16 protein-coding genes and 1 pseudogene are annotated in these 17730 nt (G+C 36.5%); 9 read left to right on the forward strand and 8 right to left on the reverse strand.

Annotated elements, in window-relative coordinates; all coding sequences use genetic code 11:
* From ACE3RB_RS17965 to ACE3RB_RS17980, 4 genes are all read left to right on the forward strand, one after another.
* Nucleotides 1-259, forward strand: a 259-nt coding sequence (locus ACE3RB_RS17965) for a hypothetical protein (RefSeq protein ID WP_374465474.1), incomplete at its 5' end; no start/stop codon positions are given.
* 38 nt (nt 260-297) lie between these two features.
* Nucleotides 298-789, forward strand: coding sequence for an RNA polymerase sigma factor (locus ACE3RB_RS17970; RefSeq protein WP_142724900.1), 492 nt, complete (start codon nt 298-300; stop codon nt 787-789).
* Nucleotides 782-1456 (forward strand): beta-carotene 15,15'-monooxygenase, encoded by a 675-nt coding sequence (locus tag ACE3RB_RS17975; RefSeq protein ID WP_374465475.1) that lies wholly within the window; start codon nt 782-784, stop codon nt 1454-1456. The genes ACE3RB_RS17970 and ACE3RB_RS17975 overlap by 8 nt, the downstream gene beginning before the upstream one ends.
* A 58-nt stretch (nt 1457-1514) precedes the next feature.
* Nucleotides 1515-3140 carry an AMP-binding protein gene (locus ACE3RB_RS17980; RefSeq protein ID WP_374465476.1) on the forward strand — a complete coding sequence of 542 codons (1626 nt, stop codon included), beginning with the start codon at nt 1515-1517 and terminating at the stop codon, nt 3138-3140.
* A gap of 115 nt (nt 3141-3255) precedes the next feature.
* Here the strand turns inward: ACE3RB_RS17980 and rpoN are convergent, their stop codons facing one another.
* From rpoN to ACE3RB_RS18010, 6 genes are all read right to left on the reverse strand, one after another.
* Entirely contained in the window at nt 3256-4719 is a 1464-nt protein-coding gene (rpoN, locus tag ACE3RB_RS17985; RefSeq protein WP_374465477.1) for an RNA polymerase factor sigma-54, read from the reverse strand.
* Nucleotides 4720-4878: 159 nt separating this feature from the next.
* Nucleotides 4879-6327: an asparagine--tRNA ligase gene (asnS, locus tag ACE3RB_RS17990; protein WP_232720879.1), complete on the reverse strand. Its 1449-nt coding sequence runs from the start codon at nt 6325-6327 to the stop codon at nt 4879-4881.
* 768 nt (nt 6328-7095) lie between these two features.
* On the reverse strand, nt 7096-8721 hold the full coding sequence (locus ACE3RB_RS17995; protein WP_374465478.1) for a helix-turn-helix domain-containing protein: 1626 nt from the start codon (nt 8719-8721) through the stop codon (nt 7096-7098).
* Nucleotides 8722-8985: 264 nt separating this feature from the next.
* A complete protein-coding gene (locus ACE3RB_RS18000; protein ID WP_374465479.1) occupies nt 8986-9627 on the reverse strand; it encodes a hypothetical protein in 642 nt (213 codons plus the stop codon).
* Between the two features lie 47 nt (nt 9628-9674).
* On the reverse strand, nt 9675-10139 hold the full coding sequence (locus ACE3RB_RS18005; RefSeq protein ID WP_374465480.1) for a hypothetical protein: 465 nt from the start codon (nt 10137-10139) through the stop codon (nt 9675-9677).
* The gene (locus ACE3RB_RS18010; protein WP_374465481.1) at nt 10136-10774 is read right to left on the reverse strand and encodes a hypothetical protein; all 639 of its coding nucleotides are present in this window, start codon (nt 10772-10774) and stop codon (nt 10136-10138) included. The genes ACE3RB_RS18005 and ACE3RB_RS18010 overlap by 4 nt, the downstream gene beginning before the upstream one ends.
* Before the next feature lie 336 nt (nt 10775-11110).
* Between ACE3RB_RS18010 and ACE3RB_RS18015 the strand changes: the two genes are divergently transcribed.
* The 5 genes and pseudogenes from ACE3RB_RS18015 (at nt 11111) to ACE3RB_RS18035 (ending at nt 16546) form a co-directional block, all read left to right on the forward strand.
* Nucleotides 11111-12040: an XRE family transcriptional regulator gene (locus tag ACE3RB_RS18015; RefSeq protein ID WP_374465482.1), complete on the forward strand. Its 930-nt coding sequence runs from the start codon at nt 11111-11113 to the stop codon at nt 12038-12040.
* On the forward strand, nt 12037-12789 hold the full coding sequence (locus tag ACE3RB_RS18020; protein ID WP_374465483.1) for a helix-turn-helix transcriptional regulator: 753 nt from the start codon (nt 12037-12039) through the stop codon (nt 12787-12789). Before ACE3RB_RS18015 ends, ACE3RB_RS18020 begins: the two co-directional genes overlap by 4 nt.
* A gap of 174 nt (nt 12790-12963) precedes the next feature.
* Nucleotides 12964-13803 carry an SDR family NAD(P)-dependent oxidoreductase gene (locus ACE3RB_RS18025; protein WP_374465484.1) on the forward strand — a complete coding sequence of 280 codons (840 nt, stop codon included), beginning with the start codon at nt 12964-12966 and terminating at the stop codon, nt 13801-13803.
* Between the two features lie 91 nt (nt 13804-13894).
* Nucleotides 13895-14808, forward strand: a pseudogene (locus ACE3RB_RS18030) (helix-turn-helix domain-containing protein).
* A gap of 85 nt (nt 14809-14893) precedes the next feature.
* Nucleotides 14894-16546 carry a serine hydrolase domain-containing protein gene (locus tag ACE3RB_RS18035; RefSeq protein ID WP_374465485.1) on the forward strand — a complete coding sequence of 551 codons (1653 nt, stop codon included), beginning with the start codon at nt 14894-14896 and terminating at the stop codon, nt 16544-16546.
* 52 nt (nt 16547-16598) lie between these two features.
* On the opposite strand, the gene rimM is transcribed toward ACE3RB_RS18035, so the two are convergent.
* On the reverse strand, nt 16599-17141 hold the full coding sequence (rimM, locus tag ACE3RB_RS18040) for a ribosome maturation factor RimM (RefSeq protein ID WP_374465486.1): 543 nt from the start codon (nt 17139-17141) through the stop codon (nt 16599-16601).
* 14 nt (nt 17142-17155) lie between these two features.
* Nucleotides 17156-17719 (reverse strand): 30S ribosomal protein S16, encoded by a 564-nt coding sequence (locus ACE3RB_RS18045; RefSeq protein WP_002976965.1) that lies wholly within the window; start codon nt 17717-17719, stop codon nt 17156-17158.
* Nucleotides 17720-17730 lie beyond the last annotated feature (11 nt).

Here is a 17730-nt window from a genome sequence, read left to right on the forward strand (position 1 = left end):
TGTTGCACTTGTCCTACCCTCACGGGTGACGGATGTTATCCGCTTTGCTGCTCTGTGGTGTCCGGACTTTCCTACCTCCCGTAAAACGGGAAATCAACAGGCCGATTTTCTCGCGGAGGCAAAGGTACACAAATTTTGTGGTAAAAAAGCAAATGGTAAAACACCTAAAGATCTTGGTTCCATGCAAACGATATTGATTGATCAATATTTTTTCCGTTTTTTTTACCTTTTTACTATTTTACAGGATAATTTTCACTAATTACCAGTTTATTATTATCTTCGTGCCATTATATATCTATGAATTCCAGAGAAAAAGAATTTGCGCAGCTTATCAAGGATAATCAGGGACTGATTATCAAAGTATCGCGCCTGTATACCAATTCTCTGGAAGATGAAGAGGATCTTTTCCAGGAAATTGTGTTACAGCTCTGGAGAAGTTACGATTCTTTTAAAGGGAATTCTAAAATTTCCACATGGATGTACCGTGTAGCGCTCAATACAGCCATTACCCTCTTTAGAAAAAAAAGCAAAAGCCTTCCTACGAATGAGCTGGACATCAACCACAGGGATTTTGTGGAAGATGATGATGAAAAACAGCAGCAGGTATCACTTTTGTATACTGTAATCAAGACTCTTCCTAATGTAGAAAGAGCCATTGTCATGATGTATCTTGACGATCTGCCTTACAAGGATATTGCAGAGAACCTCGGAATCACTGAAGTCAATGCACGCGTGAAAATGAACAGATTAAAGAAAACCCTTAAAGAACAGATGGAAAAATATGCCTGAATTTGATTTAGACAGCTTTAAGAAAACATGGCAGGAACAACCTGTACAGCATAAATATGACAACACTGAGATTCTTCAGATGTTGAACAGAAAGTCACGGAACTACGTGAAATACATTTTCTGGATCAGCGTCGTAGAATTACTTTTCTTTTCAGTACTGGGACTGTTTTACTTTTTCCCGGAAGAGGAGTCAGACAGTTTCCGTAAAATGCTGGAAAGATTAGGGGCACAGGAAGCTCCTGAAGCAGAAAATAACTTTGGTCATGTTTATCTGGCTATAAAAATCTTAAGCTTACTGATCACAGCCTATTTCGTACTGAAATTCTATCAGAATTACCGGAAAATAAAGATCGAGGAAAACCTGAAAGGACTTATTACCCGGATCATTAAATTCAAAACCACCGTGAATGCCTTTATTCTGATCAGTATTGTATTGCTGTTAATATTCACGTTTGTACTGGTCGCTTTTATATTTTATATATTGGATTCCCAGAATATACAGCCCAGCGGCTCCAATCTTACCATTATTATTGTTGGAATTGCCGTAAGCACATTGCTCGCAGTCTCTATGATCTGGCTTTATTACAGACTGGTATATCGTACCATTATCAAAAAGCTTGATAAAAATCTGAAACAGCTTAAAGAAATAGATTCTCAGGAAAATTAATATCCATAGGCATAGTTCGGGATATAATTATTAATTTTATTCCACCAAATCTTAAACTATGCCCTTATCTTATGTGTATGGAACATCTGAGGTTCCATTATTAGGACAGACCATCGGAGCCAATCTTAAAAGTACTGTCGAAAAACATCCCCATCAGGAAGCTTTAGTCTGCGTTCATCAGAATTACAGAGCTACTTATCAGGAATTTTATAATCAGACAACAGCTGTTGCAAAAGCTTTATTATTTTTAGGAGCAAAAGCAGGTGACAGAATCGGGATCTGGTCTTCCAACCGTTATGAATGGGTACTTTTACAGTATGCCACTGCAAGAATAGGAACTATTTTAGTGAATATCAATCCGGCCTACCGGACTCATGAATTAACTTATGTACTTAACCAGTCTGAAGTCCGTTTTATTTTTTCTTCTTTAAGCTTTAAAACCAGCAATTATAAAGAAATGGTTGAGTACGCAAAAGAAGTATGCCCAACCCTGGAGCACGAAATATTCTTTGATGAAAACTGGGAACATTTTGTCAATAACGGACAGGAAATTTCTGATGAGGTACTTCACAGTTTTGAAGAGCACGTACAGTTTGATGATCCTGTCAACATTCAGTATACCTCCGGAACTACCGGTTTCCCGAAAGGCGTTACACTTTCCCATCATAATATTCTCAACAACGGTTATTTTATCGGTATCAGATTAAAATATACGGAGAAGGACCGTGTCTGTATTCCCGTTCCTTTTTACCATTGCTTCGGAATGGTGATCGGAAATATATGCTGTACTGCCCACGGAGCCTGTATGGTAATCCCCAATGACAGTTTTGATCCGGAAATTACTTTAAAAGCTGTTTCGGATGAGAAATGTACTTCTTTGTATGGTGTACCAACCATGTTTATTGCAGAACTGGCTGTAAAAGATTTTGACAGCTATGATTTTTCAAGTTTAAGAACCGGTGTTATGGCAGGTTCCGTATGTCCTCCGGAAATTATGAAGAAGGTGGAAAACCTGATGAATATTAAAGAAATGAGCATCTGCTACGGAATGACGGAAACATCACCCGTGTCTACCCAAACTTTAATAGGAACACCGTTGGAAAAGCAGGTCAGCACTGTAGGAACAGTTCAGGATCACCTTGAAATAAAAATTATTGATGAAAACGGCAGAACATTAAAGCGTGGTGAACATGGCGAGCTTTGCACAAGAGGTTATTCTGTCATGCTGAAATACTGGAATGATCCTGAAAATACTAAAAAAGTACTGGACGACGCCCGCTGGATGCATACCGGAGATATGGCCGTAATGGACAAAGACGGTTATATTACTATTTCCGGAAGGATAAAAGACCTTATCATCCGTGGCGGCGAAAATATCTCTCCTAAAGAAATTGAAGATTTTCTATATACCTATACCCATATTCTGGATGTGCAGATTATTGGTGTTCCCAGTGAAAAATTCGGGGAAGAAGTAATGGCCTGGGTGAAAGTGAGAAAAGGATTTACCATCACTGCAGAAGAGCTCCAGGAATACTGCAAAGGCAGAATAGCCCATTATAAAGTACCAAAATACTGGAAATTTGTAGACGAATTCCCAATGACTATTTCCGGAAAAATAAGAAAGGTGGAGATGCGGGAGATTTCGATGAGGGAACTTGGACTGGAAAATGTAAAACAGAACTGATCTCAGCAGAAAGGTGAAGAGGCAAAGGAAAGTTGAAAAACAAAAACTTGCATCATCTTCATTATAACAGACAACAAAAAAGCATTTCATCTGAAATGCTTTTTTGTTTTTTATATTAAAGTTCTTTTCTTAACCTTGCTACCGGAATATTAAGCTGTTCACGGTATTTTGCAATGGTTCTTCTTGCTATATTATACCCCTGCTCTTTCAGAATGACCACTAACGCATCATCTGTAAGCGGTTTCCTCTTATTTTCCTTATTAATAACTTCCTGAAGGTGAGTTTTGATCTCTTTGGTGGAAACTTCTTCCCCGTCATCATTCGTTAAGCTGTCTGAGAACAGATCTTTGAGATATACAATACCGTTAGGCGTATCTGCATATTTACTTTTTACTACCCTTGAAATCGTAGAAATATCAAATCCTGTAATATCAGCAACATCCTTTAAGATCATTGGTTTCAGAGACTTTTCATCTCCTGTGATGAAATAATCTTTCTGGAATTTCACAATGGCTGTAATCGTCTGCAGCAATGTATTCTGACGCTGATTAATGGCATCGATATACCATTTTGCAGCATCCAGTTTCTGTTTGATAAATAAAGCTGCCTGTTTGTGTTCCGATGAGTTTTTATCATGGGAATATGTTGTAAGGATGTCTTTGTATTCTTCAGAAACTCTTAAAGTAGGTGCATTCTTGCTGTTCAGCATAGGTATTACCTGCCCGTCTTTTACCTGGATAACAAAATCCGGGATAATTTCCTGATTGATCGTAATTGTTTGTGTATCAAAGTTCCCTCCTACCTTAGGGGATAGTTTTGATATTTCATCCAGAGCATCTTTCAGATCATCTTCTTCAATATCGTATTTCTGGATGATTTTGTTATAATGCTTGTTTGTCAAAGCTTCAAACTGATGTCTCAGGATGTTGGCAGCCAAAGAAACTGCTTTATCTGAGCTTACTTTCTTTTCAATCTGTAGTAACAGACATTCCTGCAGCCCTCTTGCTCCTACTCCTGGCGGATCAAGTTTCTGAACATAATTTTCCAGGATATCCTCCACTCTTTCTTTAGTAGTGTAAATTCCCTGTGAGAAAGCCAGATCATCAACAATAGATTTGATCTCTCTTCTCAGATATCCGTCCGTATCTAAATTCCCGATAAGATATTCTGCAATCTTCAGATCTTCATCACTGATATTCACCAGATGAATCTGCTCTGTAAGATAATCATATAAGGACTGTCCTTCCGTTAAAAGACTCTCGTTATCAAATTCTTCATCATCCGGAGAGTAGTTGCTGGATGCGGTTTTATAGCTTGGTTCGTCATCATAGATATATTCATTGACGTCGAAATCTGTTTCAATGCTTTCTGTACCCTCATCCTGATAAGCGTCTTCAAGGGAAGAATAATCATCTTCCTTAGAATCTTCTTTCGCAATTTCCAAAGCTGGGTTTTCTTCTAACTCTCTTTCCAACTCCTCTTCAAATTCAAGAGTATGAAGCTGAATAAGCTTCATCAACTGGATCTGCTGAGGGGCCAGCTTCTGTCCTAATTTGAGTTGTAAGTGTTGTTTAAGCATATTCTTATTTACGTTTTAACATAACATATTCTACGAATTTAATAAATTTATTTGATAAAAAACACATTTAGCATGATTTTTGCATTACTTATCCTAACATAATAAACTATTAAAGAATAAAAAAAGCCTTAACTTGTGATTAAGGCTTTTTTTATTGTTCTAGAATTCAGCGCTTTTCGGTGTTCTAGGGAAAGGAATTACATCTCTGATATTCGTCATTCCTGTTACGAAAAGAACCAGTCTTTCCAGTCCTAAACCAAAGCCGGCATGTGGTACAGAACCGAATTTTCTGGTATCAAGATACCACCAAAGCTCGTGCTCATCTACATGCATATCTGCCATTTTCTGTTTTAAAACATCCAATCTAGCCTCTCTCTCTGATCCACCGATGATTTCACCGATACCAGGGAAAAGAACGTCCATCGCTGCAACGGTTTTATTGTCATCGTTCAGTTTCATGTAGAAAGCTTTAATTTCTTTCGGATAGTCAAATAATACTACCGGGCTTTCAAAATGTTTTTCAACAAGGTATCTTTCATGCTCAGACTGAAGATCAGTTCCCCATTTTTCAACCGGGTAAGCAAATTTTCCTTTTTTATTCTCTTTAGAGTTCAGTAAGATTTCAATAGCTTCCGTATAGCTTACACGCTTGAAACGTTTTGCCACTACGTTCTGAAGTTTTTCGATAAGACCTTCTTTTGCTCTTTCTTTTTCAGGTTTAGACTTTTGTTCTTCTTCAAAACGCTTGTCTAAGAATTCAAGATCATCTTTACAGTTATCCAATACATACTGGATCACATATTTTAAGAAATCTTCCGCAAGGTCGATATTGTCTTCAAGGTTGTTGAAAGCTACTTCCGGCTCTATCATCCAGAATTCGGCAAGGTGTCTTGTGGTATTGGAATTTTCTGCACGGAAAGTAGGTCCGAAGGTATAAATTCTTCCCAATCCCATAGCTGCAGTTTCTCCTTCAAGCTGTCCTGAAACCGTAAGGTTTGTTTTTCTGCCGAAGAAATCCTGTGCAAAATCTATCTCTCCTTCTTCAGTTCTCGGCATATTGTTCAGGTCAAAGTTGGTTACTCCAAACATTTCTCCTGCTCCTTCCGCATCAGCACCAGTAATAACCGGTGTATTGATATAGAAAAACTGGTTCTGGTTGAAGAATGAGTGAACAGCAAAGCTTACTGCGTGACGCACTCTGAACACCGCTCCGAAAAGGTTTGTTCTGAATCTTAAGTGTGCCTGCTCACGAAGTTTCTCCAGACTGTGCTTCTTAGGCTGAAGAATTGTACTCTGAAGTTCTTCCGTAAAGTTATCCCCTAAAATAATAATCTTTTTAGCGATAATTTCCACAGACTGTCCTGCTCCCTGGCTTTCCACCACCTCACCTACTACTTTCAGGGATGAAGCCGTACTGATATTCTTGATGATCGCTTCATCAAAATTTTCGAAATCAACAACTATCTGCAAATTATTAATCGTAGAACCATCATTAAGCGCAATAAAGCGATTAGCACGGAATGATCTTACCCATCCGTAAACTGTAATGTCATGATGTAATACTTTCTTGTAATCCTTCAGGATTTCTTTGATCGTTTGCTTTTTCATTTGTTGATGATAAATTTTTTATATAAAAATTAATGTCTGCAAAGTTACAAAAAAACAGCGCAACTTAATGATTGCGCCGTCTTTAAAAATCATTTAACAAGCATTTAAACTTTCAGCTCAGGAAATTTACCTTTTTCTGCTGCCCAATCTTTTTCATTGTAAGGATACATTTCCACTCAATATTGTCCTGAACTTCAAGATAAATCCGCATCTGACCGGAGTGAACCACTCTACATTATCACTTTTAGAAAGAATAAATTTTAATTTATTCTGAGTTTTCATGGAATTAGTTTTTATTTATTGAAATGGTTATTAGTTTTTAAGCAATAATTTCATGATCAACTACTGGCCAGCGAATCCAAATTAAACTATACTACACTTTTAAACACTTTTGGATGGATTCTGCGGATTTTGTTTTTTAATTACTTTAATGATTTTTCAAATGATCACCACTCTTTACATCTCTGAATTCTGAACAATTACTTCATTCTTTACCTATTGTTTTTTACTGGTATCTTTTCTCACTTTTACCAGTTCGTTAATAATTTTTGTTATACAGTTCCTGACCTTATCCTTTAATTAACCGGCAGTCCGGAACTGATATTTTGTAATGTGCACATACAAAATAAAACGTTGTGTTTTTACCTGAAGCAAAGATGCAGAAAGAGTGATAATGGCGCAAATGAATGTTCTATAGATTCATAAATCTATATATTTAAAATCATGAATTTATAAATACAAATAAATGAAAATCAATAAATTAAATAATTATTGCGCCATGTTTTCAATTTCTTTCAGATAGATAGAAAGTGGTGTACCGGTTCGTTTTTTGAACGCTAAAGTGAAGGCCTGTTCGTTATTATATCCTAGTTCTTCAGCAATAAAAGGAATCTTATAAGACCTGAATTTTTTATCATTAGCCAATCTGTTGATGGCATAATCAATACGGAGATCATTAAGATAAGTGGCAAAGTTTTTTCCTTTGTAGGTATTGATAATTTCCGACAGATATTTTGAGTTTGTTTTTATTTTTTTGGCAAGACTTCCAAGCGTAATTCCCTTATTCAAAAACTGATCTTTGTTTTCAAATATTTCAAGTTCTTTTAAAATGGTCTGGGCAATATCTTCGGAAATCGTTCTTGGTGTTTTGTCCTCAGAATGTTCTGTATTTTCTAGCTTAGAAACTTCAGGAAGAATTTCTTTGGCTTCCGGCACTTTGTTTTTGCCTATTTTATTTTCATTAACAGACTGAATAAGGTCCTGGGCAATCTTTTTATAGTTCTTTTCGGATTTTTTATATTTAAAATAAACGTTGATAAACAACAGGTGTGATATCAACAGAAGACTCAGTACAATATAAAATAAACTTTTTCTTTTGGTAAGCTCATTGGTAATGCTTTCTTTCTCCTGCTGCAGTTCCGGAGTATCATATCTTCTGGGAAGCTCTCTGGAAATATACCTGAACTGGGTATCCAGAACATGATCTACCTTTAAAAACCGATCTACATAATACAGCTGTTTTTCTTTATCATTGTTTTCTTTATAATAATCGATCAGGTAAGTATAAACATCTCTCAGCTCGGGATAAATGTAATTGGTTTTAAGAACCATAGAATCAATCTTCCGGAAATACTCTACTGCTTTCTCTTTTTCGTTGAGACCGGCGTAGGATTTCCCCAGATATAAAAAAGTATAATGCTGGTTCCTTTTAGAAGCGTAATTATTTGTAAAGAAATATTTTTCACACTCTAATAAACCATCGATCGCTTTCTGATAATTTTTTGAATGCAGATGATAATATCCTAACATTCCAAGGTTCTGGTGATAGCGGTAAACATCTTTATTCTTTTTAGAATCCAGTAAGCCTTCCTTTATGAGGATATAGGCAGAATCCATCTTATTGATTTCTATGTATGCGTCAGCCAGGTTTAGTTTGAGACCATTCTTCTCATCCTGATTCATATAATCGGCATCATACGCATAATGTCTTAAAACCTTGGCTGTCTCGGCATGTTTCCCAATATAATTATTAAGATAAGCAATACTGATATGTGCCATGGCAATCTGCCTCTTATTTCCTTTTTCTTTGGCATATTTCAGTCCTAAAATATAATTGTTCAGCGCAGCCTGAAGATTATCATTTCTGAAATACAGATTCCCTTTTAAGAGATAGATTCTGGCCGGATATATATTTTCTTTGGAATTCCTGGTAATATGCTGTAAGCTGTCAAGATATTTTAATGCATTGGGTAGATTCTCATCAAAATGAAGCATAACGTATCCTTCAGCAATCTGAGTAATGTTTTTTTCAGATTTTGCTTTTTTAAGATAACTTTCTGCAATACTTTTACTGTTTACATCTCCGAAACGACTGCTGTAGAATTCTTTTTCCAATTCTTTATAAGACCGTGTTTCATGAGTATTTTTTTCTAAATTATTGGTTTGTGCGTGAAAAAACAGATTTCCAATAATAAAAAACAGTATTAAACATTTTATTTTCATCATTCATCCGAGCTATATTACAAAAATATTATTTTTTCTTCAGTACAAGTGCCATTGCTTTTGCTTTTTTCAACGTATTCATCAATATTTTCATTAAAATTAATTATGATAAATACAAAAAGAGAGTACAGGCTGAAAATGCACTCTCTTCAAAAACTATTTCCATTCTATTTTACCTTCCATATAATATACTCTTCCGTTGTTCTCATAGAGAAGATCATAGCCCTGAGAGGTCAGATAGAAATGGCAGACTTTCATTTCATTGTTTCTATCTCTAAATTGAATTACTGCAGGACACATTTTAGCGCGGTCCATTTTCTTCACCATCAGATTGAAGTTCTTCCGGATATTTCTTTTGCTATACAATGACAACATTCTGTCATCAATAAAGCGAACATACTTCAAAGATGACAAAGGATAAGTAATCAATTTAAAGGGCTGTCCTGCAAGCTTCGCAGCATTCTCATTGAAAAAATTAGTGATTGAAATACTGTCCTGGGTAATACTTTTCACCACACTTGATTCATATCTCTGTCCATCCGCAAATTCCATACTATAGATCGCTTCCATTTTAATGGCAAAACCTTTCCCGGATTTTCTTAAATCTGTCAGGTCTGTAAATTCTTTTCCCTTTTTAATGACAATTAAAACATTTCCTTCTCCAAAATCACAATCATAATATTTTTTATAGTCAAAAGGTTCTTCAATATTTGTTTTTACGGTATCATTCACTGTATTTTGTGAAAAAATGCGTGCTGATAACATCAATAAAAATAAGATCAGTTTATAATTTTTCATGGTTGATTATTTAATGGTTTTAAATCTGATTTTTTTGTTAATAATCTTTAAAAAACAAGGTTAATTCCTAAACCGAAGCGGAAACCTTTAATCGGAAACGGTTTATACGTATTATATTCAAAGTTATACCCGAATTCTGTGCAAAAGAAATGGTAAAAACTGATTCCCGCCTTTGGGGAAACGGCATAAGGGGAAACTCCTGCTCCGGCATAGAAAGCTGATATCTCGGCACCATCCCGAAATGAAACTACCTTTCTGAAATAATCAAACTCCGGAATAACCAGTAGCTTTCTTTCGTCCCACCAGTTAAAATGTCCCCTTAAACTATAATAATCCTTATCACCATCAGTCAGTTTTGTTCCTATTGACAGAAATGCCTTTTTATCCATTGAAGTTCCTTCAATTCTGGTGCTGAGAAGAATGACCAGCCATCTTTTCTCTTTGATTTCTTCAAACTGGGCTTGCAGAAAACCGTTAAGAAATAGTGCAGAGATTACTACAAACTTTTTCATAACGTCTTATTTACTTTCTGTTTCTTAAAATTCCAGTTGATGAGAGGAAGTTTCCTCCTTCCGTTCTCATTCCATCCACCAATCTGTATTCCTCTGAAATCCTTACATTGATTATACAACCCGATCTGAATTCCCCGGCATTTCTGACCAATATTTGCCAATGGTGCTATAGAAACTCCTTTCATCTCATGATGCACATTAAAAAACGGAGAAACAGACATTCCATTGGTCACCGCATACGTATTGATATTACTCGATACATTAATTTCCAGTCCGTTTGTGACAGTAGGCTCCATGTTGATGATTGACAGCTGCAGTCCGTTAATGGTATTCATCTTTTTACGGGGAACAATTACATAATCATGGTTTCCTGGTGGCTGTAAATTGAAAAGCATCAATGGCGGCAAGAAAATGCCCACAAAATTGAATCCCATGCCTAAGCCATTTACTTTCTTTGATTTAAAATGATCTTCCTCATCAAAATATTTAAATAAAATCCCGTTGACATTCCTGACATTCTTTGAGGGTGATGCTGCAATTAATCTTGGTTTCAAAGAATCAACCTTCAGACTGTCTGATGCATATATCAGACCATGGACTAAAAGAACTGCTGTTATTAAAATTCGTGTTTTCATAATTCGTTATTTTAAAATTACAGTTCAAAATTATCGGCAGAAGGTATAGTTCCGAATGTGAAAAAAAATTAAAAAAATTATCCTGTTTGCGAAAATCACAAATATGTAGAAGTGTTAACTAATATAAGCGGGCTGGAAGCGGGAAGAAGGAGGCTGGAGATTACTTTAAGTGATAAATAGCAATAGTGATTATAAATCCCATTGATGTAGTAAACAGCTATTTATTTTTCGACTTTCAATACTTCCCTCTCCCAGCTTCAGACTTCCAGCCCTTCAAAGCAGAAAATCAAAAACGTTCTCCACAAAAAACACTACATTTGTGAAAATCGCAAAACTATGCACCAGGAGGCTTTATTGAAGGAAATCCGAAGAAAAATAGGTGAAAAATCTTTAAATGATGAGATTGCCAATATTCTTAATATCAGCTATGATGCAGCTCACAGAAGAACTTCACTGAAAGCAAAATTCAGTTTTGAAGAAGCGTTGGAACTCGCCAGATATTATCAGATCTCACTGGATCAGTTTTTGGGAACAGAAAACCAGTTGGTTGTCAAAAGAACACAGCCTGTAAAAACCACAGAAGATCTTTTAAACTACTTTGAAAACTCTTTGAAGATTCTGAATGTTTTTCAGAATATTGCTGATTCCAAAGTATTTTACTCTGCAAAAGACATCCCTTTTTTCTATACCATTTCAGATTCCATCCTCTCCCGTTTCAAGTTTTATGTCTGGATGAATCTGCTGAATCAGGATAAGTTTTTAAGTCCGTTCCATGAATTTAAAATGGAATATCATTCTGTAAAAAATGAAATGCTGAAAGAGCTTTATGATAAACAGAACGTAACAGAAATCTGGAATGACACTACCATTATGAGTGCCCTGAGACAGATATCGTTTTATAATGAAATGGGATTACTGAAGAAAAATGAAGCAGATCTTATCCTGGATGATCTGAAAAAATTATTGGAAAGCCTGGAAATTAAAACGCTGGAAAAAACTAATTTTCAGATCTATGTGAATGATTTAGTAATTTTAAACAACAGTATTTTATTCAAAAATGAAGAACAGTGTTCTTTTTTTGTCCCTTTCAGTATGTTCGGATATATGATGACCAACGACAAGATAACCTGTGAAGATTCACTGAGCTATTTTGAGCATCAGATCAAAAACTCAAAATCTCTGAATGAATCCGGAAACCGGGAAAGGAAAATATTTTTTAATAAAATGTATGAGCAGATTGACCGGCTAAAACAGAATATATCATGAATACTCTTCGTAACGGCGAATACTTTGGGGAAACCAATCAGATGATCAATTTAGATGGATTGACAATTACTGATACAGAATATACCCATCCCTATGTAGACTGGCATTATCATGAGAACGCTTACTTTACCTTCCTGCTTCAGGGCAATATGACAGAAGGAAACAGGAAAGAAACTTATGGCTGTTCTGCGGGAACATTACTGTATCATCATTGGGAAGATCCACACTTTAATAGTAAACCGGAAATCTTTACAAGAGGCTTTCACATAGAGATCACCCAGGATTGGTTTAACCGGTTTGACATTAAGAAAAATAAAGCCGAAGGCAGCTTTACTATAAAAAATCCGGGCTTAAAGCTATTGGTCTGGCAGTTATTCAAAGAGACCAAAATGAATGATACTTCTTTTGAATCCTCCGCCAATCAGCTTCTGTTGCATCTTTTCAGCGAACTGACCCAAGAAAAAGAAAGCAAAGAAAGAAAACCTGTCTGGGTAAATCAGATCAATGAGATTTTACACGAGAATGCTTCTGAAAACCTTACACTTACCGGAATTTCAGAAACCCTGAACATCCATCCTGTTCATTTAAGCAGAGATTTTCATAAATATTTCCATTGCAACCTGGGAGAGTATCTCCGGAAATTAAAGGTCAATAAATCCATCAAACTTCTCCATTCTCCTTCTTCTTTAGCTGATATTGCGCTGGAATGTGGTTTTTCGGATCAGAGTCATTTCATCCGGTGCTTTTAAGAAAACATCGGAGTTACGCCTTTGAAATACAGGAATCTTCTGAAAAACCATTAAGATCCTACCGGTTCAAATCATCATTCACGATTTGGATACATCATTCCCCGATTCGGCTACATTTTCCTATTTCTGACTTTCCATCTTTGTACCATCATTTAAACAAAAAAAATATTTAAAATGGAAACAAAAAAAGTATGGTTCGTAACAGGAGCTTCAAAAGGCTTAGGATTCGAGTTGGTAAAGAAATTATTATCCGAAGGGTTTCAGGTTGCTGCAACCAGCCGTACCGTTGAATCCCTGGTTTCTTCAATCGGAGAAACTTCAGAAAACTTCCTTCCTCTCAGCGTTAATATTACAGACAACAACGATATCAAATCTGCTATTGAAAAAACAGTTGATCATTTCGGAAGAATTGATGTAGTGGTCAACAATGCAGGCTACGGACAGATCGGAACTATTGAGGAGCTTACCGACGAGGAAGCCAGAGAAAATTATGCAGTGAATGTTTTCGGAACATTAAACGTGATCAGAAATGCGATGCCTTACCTTCGTGAGCAAAGATCAGGAAACATCTTCAATATTTCATCGGTAGGCGGATATTCAGGAAATTTTCCGGGTTGGGGAATTTACTGCTCTACAAAGTTTGCCGTTGCCGGGTTTACGGAAGCGCTGGCAGAAGAGGTAAAAGACTTCGGAGTTCATGCTACCGTTGTTTATCCCGGCTATTTCCGTACAGATTTCTTGAATAAAGATTCTGTGAGAACCCCTTCAAATCCTATCCAGGCCTATGAAGCAGCAAGAAGTTCTGAGCAGGCCCACCTTAATGAAATTAATGGCAACCAGCCGAATGATCCGGTGAAGGCTGCCGATGTTCTGATCCAGATCAGCAAAGAGAAAAATCCTCCCGTACATTTATTATTAGGGGTAGGAACCATGGAGTTCCTGAACAATAAGATTGATATTTTAAAGAAAGATGCTGAGAAATGGGAAAATCTGACAGTTTCAACTGCAATCTAACTTTACTATGATATTCTTCGGCTCTGCTTAATCAAAACAGAGCCGAAGTCTTTCATTAAACTTTTTACAAAAAACAACTAAATTAGCTATTATGAAACAGCCCGTTCGTTTTAATTCCATTTCAGACTTTCATGCTTTCTGTGGTCTTCCGAATCCTGAACACCCGCTAATCAGCCTGATAGATTACAGCAAGGTCCGTTATGTTGTGGAAAATGAAGAATTGAGATGGATCCAGGATTTTTACTCTATCGCCTGAAAAAAAATGTCAGTCCGAAATTCAATTACGGACAGCAGCAATATGATTTTGATTCGGGAGTATTGTGCTTTGTTTCCCCTCAACAGTATTTAAGCCTGGAGATTGATACTGATGTGGAAGTGGAACCGACCGGTTTCTTACTGTTAATTCATCCTGATTTTCTGTGGAATACCTCATTGACCAGGAAAATAAAATCCTATGATTTTTTCAGTTATCAGGTGAAGGAAGCTCTTTTCCTTTCTGACAAAGAGGAGAAAGTGATTGTTGATATCCTTAAAAATATCGAAAGGGAATACATGGCCAATATCGATAAATTCACGCAGGATCTGATTATTGCCCAGATTGAATTGCTACTGATTTATTCAGACCGCTCTTATGAAAGGCAGTTTTTTACCCGAAAGAAATCAAGCCATGAACTGCTGCATAAGTTTGAAGATATTCTTTCCCGATACTTTGAAAACGGCAATCTTCTTGAAAACGGGATTCCATCGGTAAAATGTATTGCTGAGCAAATGAATATTTCGCCCAACTATCTGGGAACTTTGCTCCGTCTGCATACCCAGCAAAACACACAGCAGCATATTCAGAATAAATTGATTGATCTGGCTAAAGAACGTCTGAGCACAACGAGTCTGTCTGTAAGTGAAATTGCTTACGAACTGGGATTTGAACATCCACAGTCTTTCAGTAAACTTTTTAAACAAAAAACAAATCAGTCACCGGGAGAATTCAGAAAGCTTTTCAATTAAAGATTTGATTATTAAACAGTAATGTTAATTTTATTCTATTTTCCCCTCAAGAAGTTTATTATTTTTGTTTAAATACTTCTTTGAGATGAAACCATTTCTATTATTGGTCTTTATTTTTATATTTTGTCTTTACCAAGGGCAAAACAGCAATATTGTCAATCCTGAAAAAATTGAGAATCTCCTCCAGAAAAAATATTCCGGGAAAATTATTTTTCTCAACAAAACCGTCTCCCTGGAAAACCTGAAAGATCCGGATATTCTTACTTCCTCCGTATTTCAGGAAAATGGTGATCTGGGTATTTATGCTTTTTTCGACAATTCGCTTGTTAATTATCTTCATCAGCTTGAACCTAAATGGACTGCAGATGAGTTGTTGAAAAACGGAAATTACCAGTTTTCATTCTATGTTGACGGAAAACTGATCTACACAGAAAATCTCAATGCAGGAGCCGGTACTCCGGAAAATAAAAAATTCAAAACAGCATTGCGGATCCCTCTTATCAGCAGTAAGAATGAAGACTCATGGGGAAGATATTTATGGATGCGTTTTTACATGGCTCATGACGGAATTGATGCTCTGACTGCGGGAAATCACATCTTAAAAATCGAAATCCGTCCTTATCTGAAAGTGAGCAACATCAAAACAGGACCTGTTATTGCGGAAGGACAGATCAACCTTACCGTGCCTTCCCAAAACATTCCGGAAAAACAGATGGCTGTTCAACCTATCCTGCCCAACAGCGGCTGGAAGATTTCCAAAGAAAAAATCAATACTGAAATCATCAGAACCCTGAACAGGAAAATTGCAGAAAACAGATTTAAAGATCTGACGGGAATTGTAATCATAAAAGACGGAAAACTGCTTCTGGAAGAATATTTTAACGGTTCAGCAAGAGATTCTCTGCAGGATACAAGATCCGTAGGCAAATCTTTTTCTTCAGCTTTGACGGGAATTGCGATCAGAGAAGGGTATTTAAAGAGCGAAAATCAGTATTTAAAGGAATTTTATGATTTAAAACAATTTAAAAATTATTCTGTTCAAAAAGGCAATGTCACTATAAAAAGCTTACTGACGATGAGCTCCGGTTTTGAAGGAAATGACGATGATTCCGAATCTCCCGGAAATGAAGAAAATATGTATCCGACACAAAACTGGGTAAAATTTGCATTGGATCTGCCAATGTCCGGGAATGAAAGAGGAAAAAAATGGAGTTATTTCACTGCAGGCGTTGTAGTAACCGGAGATATTCTGGACAAAACAGTTCCTGAAGGTTTAAAAAATTATGCAGACAAAAAGTTGTTTCAGCCTCTTGGAATCACCCGTTATCAATGGCAGCTTACTCCACAGCAAAAGCCTTCCCTGGCAGGAGGATTACGCATGAGAGCGCTTGATTTTGCAAAGTTCGGTCAGCTATATAAAAACGACGGAGTCTGGAATGGGAAAACTATTTTGGATAAAGATTGGATAAAAAAATCGTTCACCAATTATTTTACAGATCAATCTGGTTTTGAAGGATATGGATATTTATTCTGGAGAAAAGTTTATACTGCAGGAAATAGAAGCTTTGAAGCATTTCAATCCAGTGGAAACGGGGGAAATAAAATCATTATGTTTACTCAGATTCCAGTTGTTATCGTGATTACAGCACAAGCTTACAACAAACCATATGCCCATCAGCAATCGGAAAAAATAGTACAGGAATATCTTTTACCCGCCTTAGAGATGAGTAATGAATAATCAGTAAGAAAATGAGTAATGAGAAAAGTGAGAAAGAATAGCTTATTGAAAACTATTCGTCTTTCTTCGAAGGGATCAGAAAAACATCAATAAGACCTTCAGGAAGTTCCATTTTGATAGTTCTTTCTTCTCTGTCAACGTCAAGAATCCAGTCTTTGATCATAGGAATAACCACTTCCTTTCCGTCCAGATTTGTAATAAAATATACCTGTGCCGTCTGATCGTTTACGGACCTGATCACTCCACAGTTATTATCATCCTGATCAAAAATTTCAAATCCGATGATCTCGTGGTAATAGAATTGTTTTCCTGAAAGTTTAGGCAGTGTGGCAAGAGGAAGGTAAACACTTTTACCTAAAACCTGATCTACCAGTGCCTCAGAAGAGTTTTTGAATGCAATATTCAAATCATCAAGCTTGCTCCATGATGATTTTTCAATAAAAAATGGGACCAATAATCCGTTGATTTCAACGAATATTGATCCCAATTTATTGTAAAGCTCGGGTTGATCGGTATCCAGTTTAAGGATTACGTTACCCGCAAGTCCATGTCTGCGTGTGATTTTTCCTAAAAAATAGCAATCTTCTTTACGCATAACAGGGTTTGTTCTTAAGCTTCAGTGTTTTCTTCAGTTTCAGCAGCAGGAGCTTCTCCTTCTGTAGCTTCAGCAACTTCTTCAGCAGGTGCGTTTGCAGCTTCTTCAGCAGCTTTAGCATCAGCTTCAGCTTGTGCAGCAGCAGCGATTCTAGCTTCGTTTACTTTTACTTCAGCATCTAAAGCAGCTTTCTTAGCATCAGCTTTAGCAGTAGCTAAACCTTCTACTTTACCTTGTACTTTAGCATCTTTAGCTTCTACCCAAGCATTGAATCTTTTTTCAGCTTCAGCTTCGTCAAAAGCACCTTTAGCTACACCACCTTGTAAGTGTTTTTTGTAAAGAGCACCTTTGTAAGATAGAATAGCTCTAGCAGTATCAGTAGGCTGAGCACCGTTGTTTAACCACTTTACAGCAGAATCAACGTTCAATTCGATAGTTGCTGGATTAGTAATTGGGTTGTAAGTTCCTAGTTTTTCGATGAATCTACCATCTCTTCTAGCTCTGGAATCTGCAACCACGATGTGGAAAAAAGGCTTTCCTTTTTTACCGTGTCTTTGTAATCTGATTTTTACTGACATAATGTTTGAAT

Origin of the sequence: Chryseobacterium sp. (genome assembly GCF_041914225.1) — a bacterium.
GTDB lineage: Bacteria > Bacteroidota > Bacteroidia > Flavobacteriales > Weeksellaceae > Chryseobacterium.

Bases quoted from the DNA above. Each gene is read 5' to 3' on its own strand.
- ACE3RB_RS18015 (WP_374465482.1), top strand. From the start codon at position 11,111: ATGCACCAGGAGGCTTTATTGAAGGAAATCCGAAGAAAAATAGGTGAA.
- ACE3RB_RS17980 (WP_374465476.1), top strand. From the start codon at position 1,515: ATGCCCTTATCTTATGTGTATGGAACATCTGAGGTTCCATTATTAGGA.
- ACE3RB_RS18000 (WP_374465479.1), bottom strand. From the start codon at position 9,627: ATGAAAAATTATAAACTGATCTTATTTTTATTGATGTTATCAGCACGC.
- asnS (WP_232720879.1), bottom strand. From the start codon at position 6,327: ATGAAAAAGCAAACGATCAAAGAAATCCTGAAGGATTACAAGAAAGTA.
- ACE3RB_RS18010 (WP_374465481.1), bottom strand. From the start codon at position 10,774: ATGAAAACACGAATTTTAATAACAGCAGTTCTTTTAGTCCATGGTCTG.
- ACE3RB_RS18005 (WP_374465480.1), bottom strand. From the start codon at position 10,139: ATGAAAAAGTTTGTAGTAATCTCTGCACTATTTCTTAACGGTTTTCTG.
- rimM (WP_374465486.1), bottom strand. From the start codon at position 17,141: ATGCGTAAAGAAGATTGCTATTTTTTAGGAAAAATCACACGCAGACAT.
- rpoN (WP_374465477.1), bottom strand. From the start codon at position 4,719: ATGCTTAAACAACACTTACAACTCAAATTAGGACAGAAGCTGGCCCCT.
- ACE3RB_RS18020 (WP_374465483.1), top strand. From the start codon at position 12,037: ATGAATACTCTTCGTAACGGCGAATACTTTGGGGAAACCAATCAGATG.
- ACE3RB_RS17975 (WP_374465475.1), top strand. From the start codon at position 782: ATGCCTGAATTTGATTTAGACAGCTTTAAGAAAACATGGCAGGAACAA.
- ACE3RB_RS18035 (WP_374465485.1), top strand. From the start codon at position 14,894: ATGAAACCATTTCTATTATTGGTCTTTATTTTTATATTTTGTCTTTAC.
- ACE3RB_RS18045 (WP_002976965.1), bottom strand. From the start codon at position 17,719: ATGTCAGTAAAAATCAGATTACAAAGACACGGTAAAAAAGGAAAGCCT.
- ACE3RB_RS17970 (WP_142724900.1), top strand. From the start codon at position 298: ATGAATTCCAGAGAAAAAGAATTTGCGCAGCTTATCAAGGATAATCAG.
- ACE3RB_RS18025 (WP_374465484.1), top strand. From the start codon at position 12,964: ATGGAAACAAAAAAAGTATGGTTCGTAACAGGAGCTTCAAAAGGCTTA.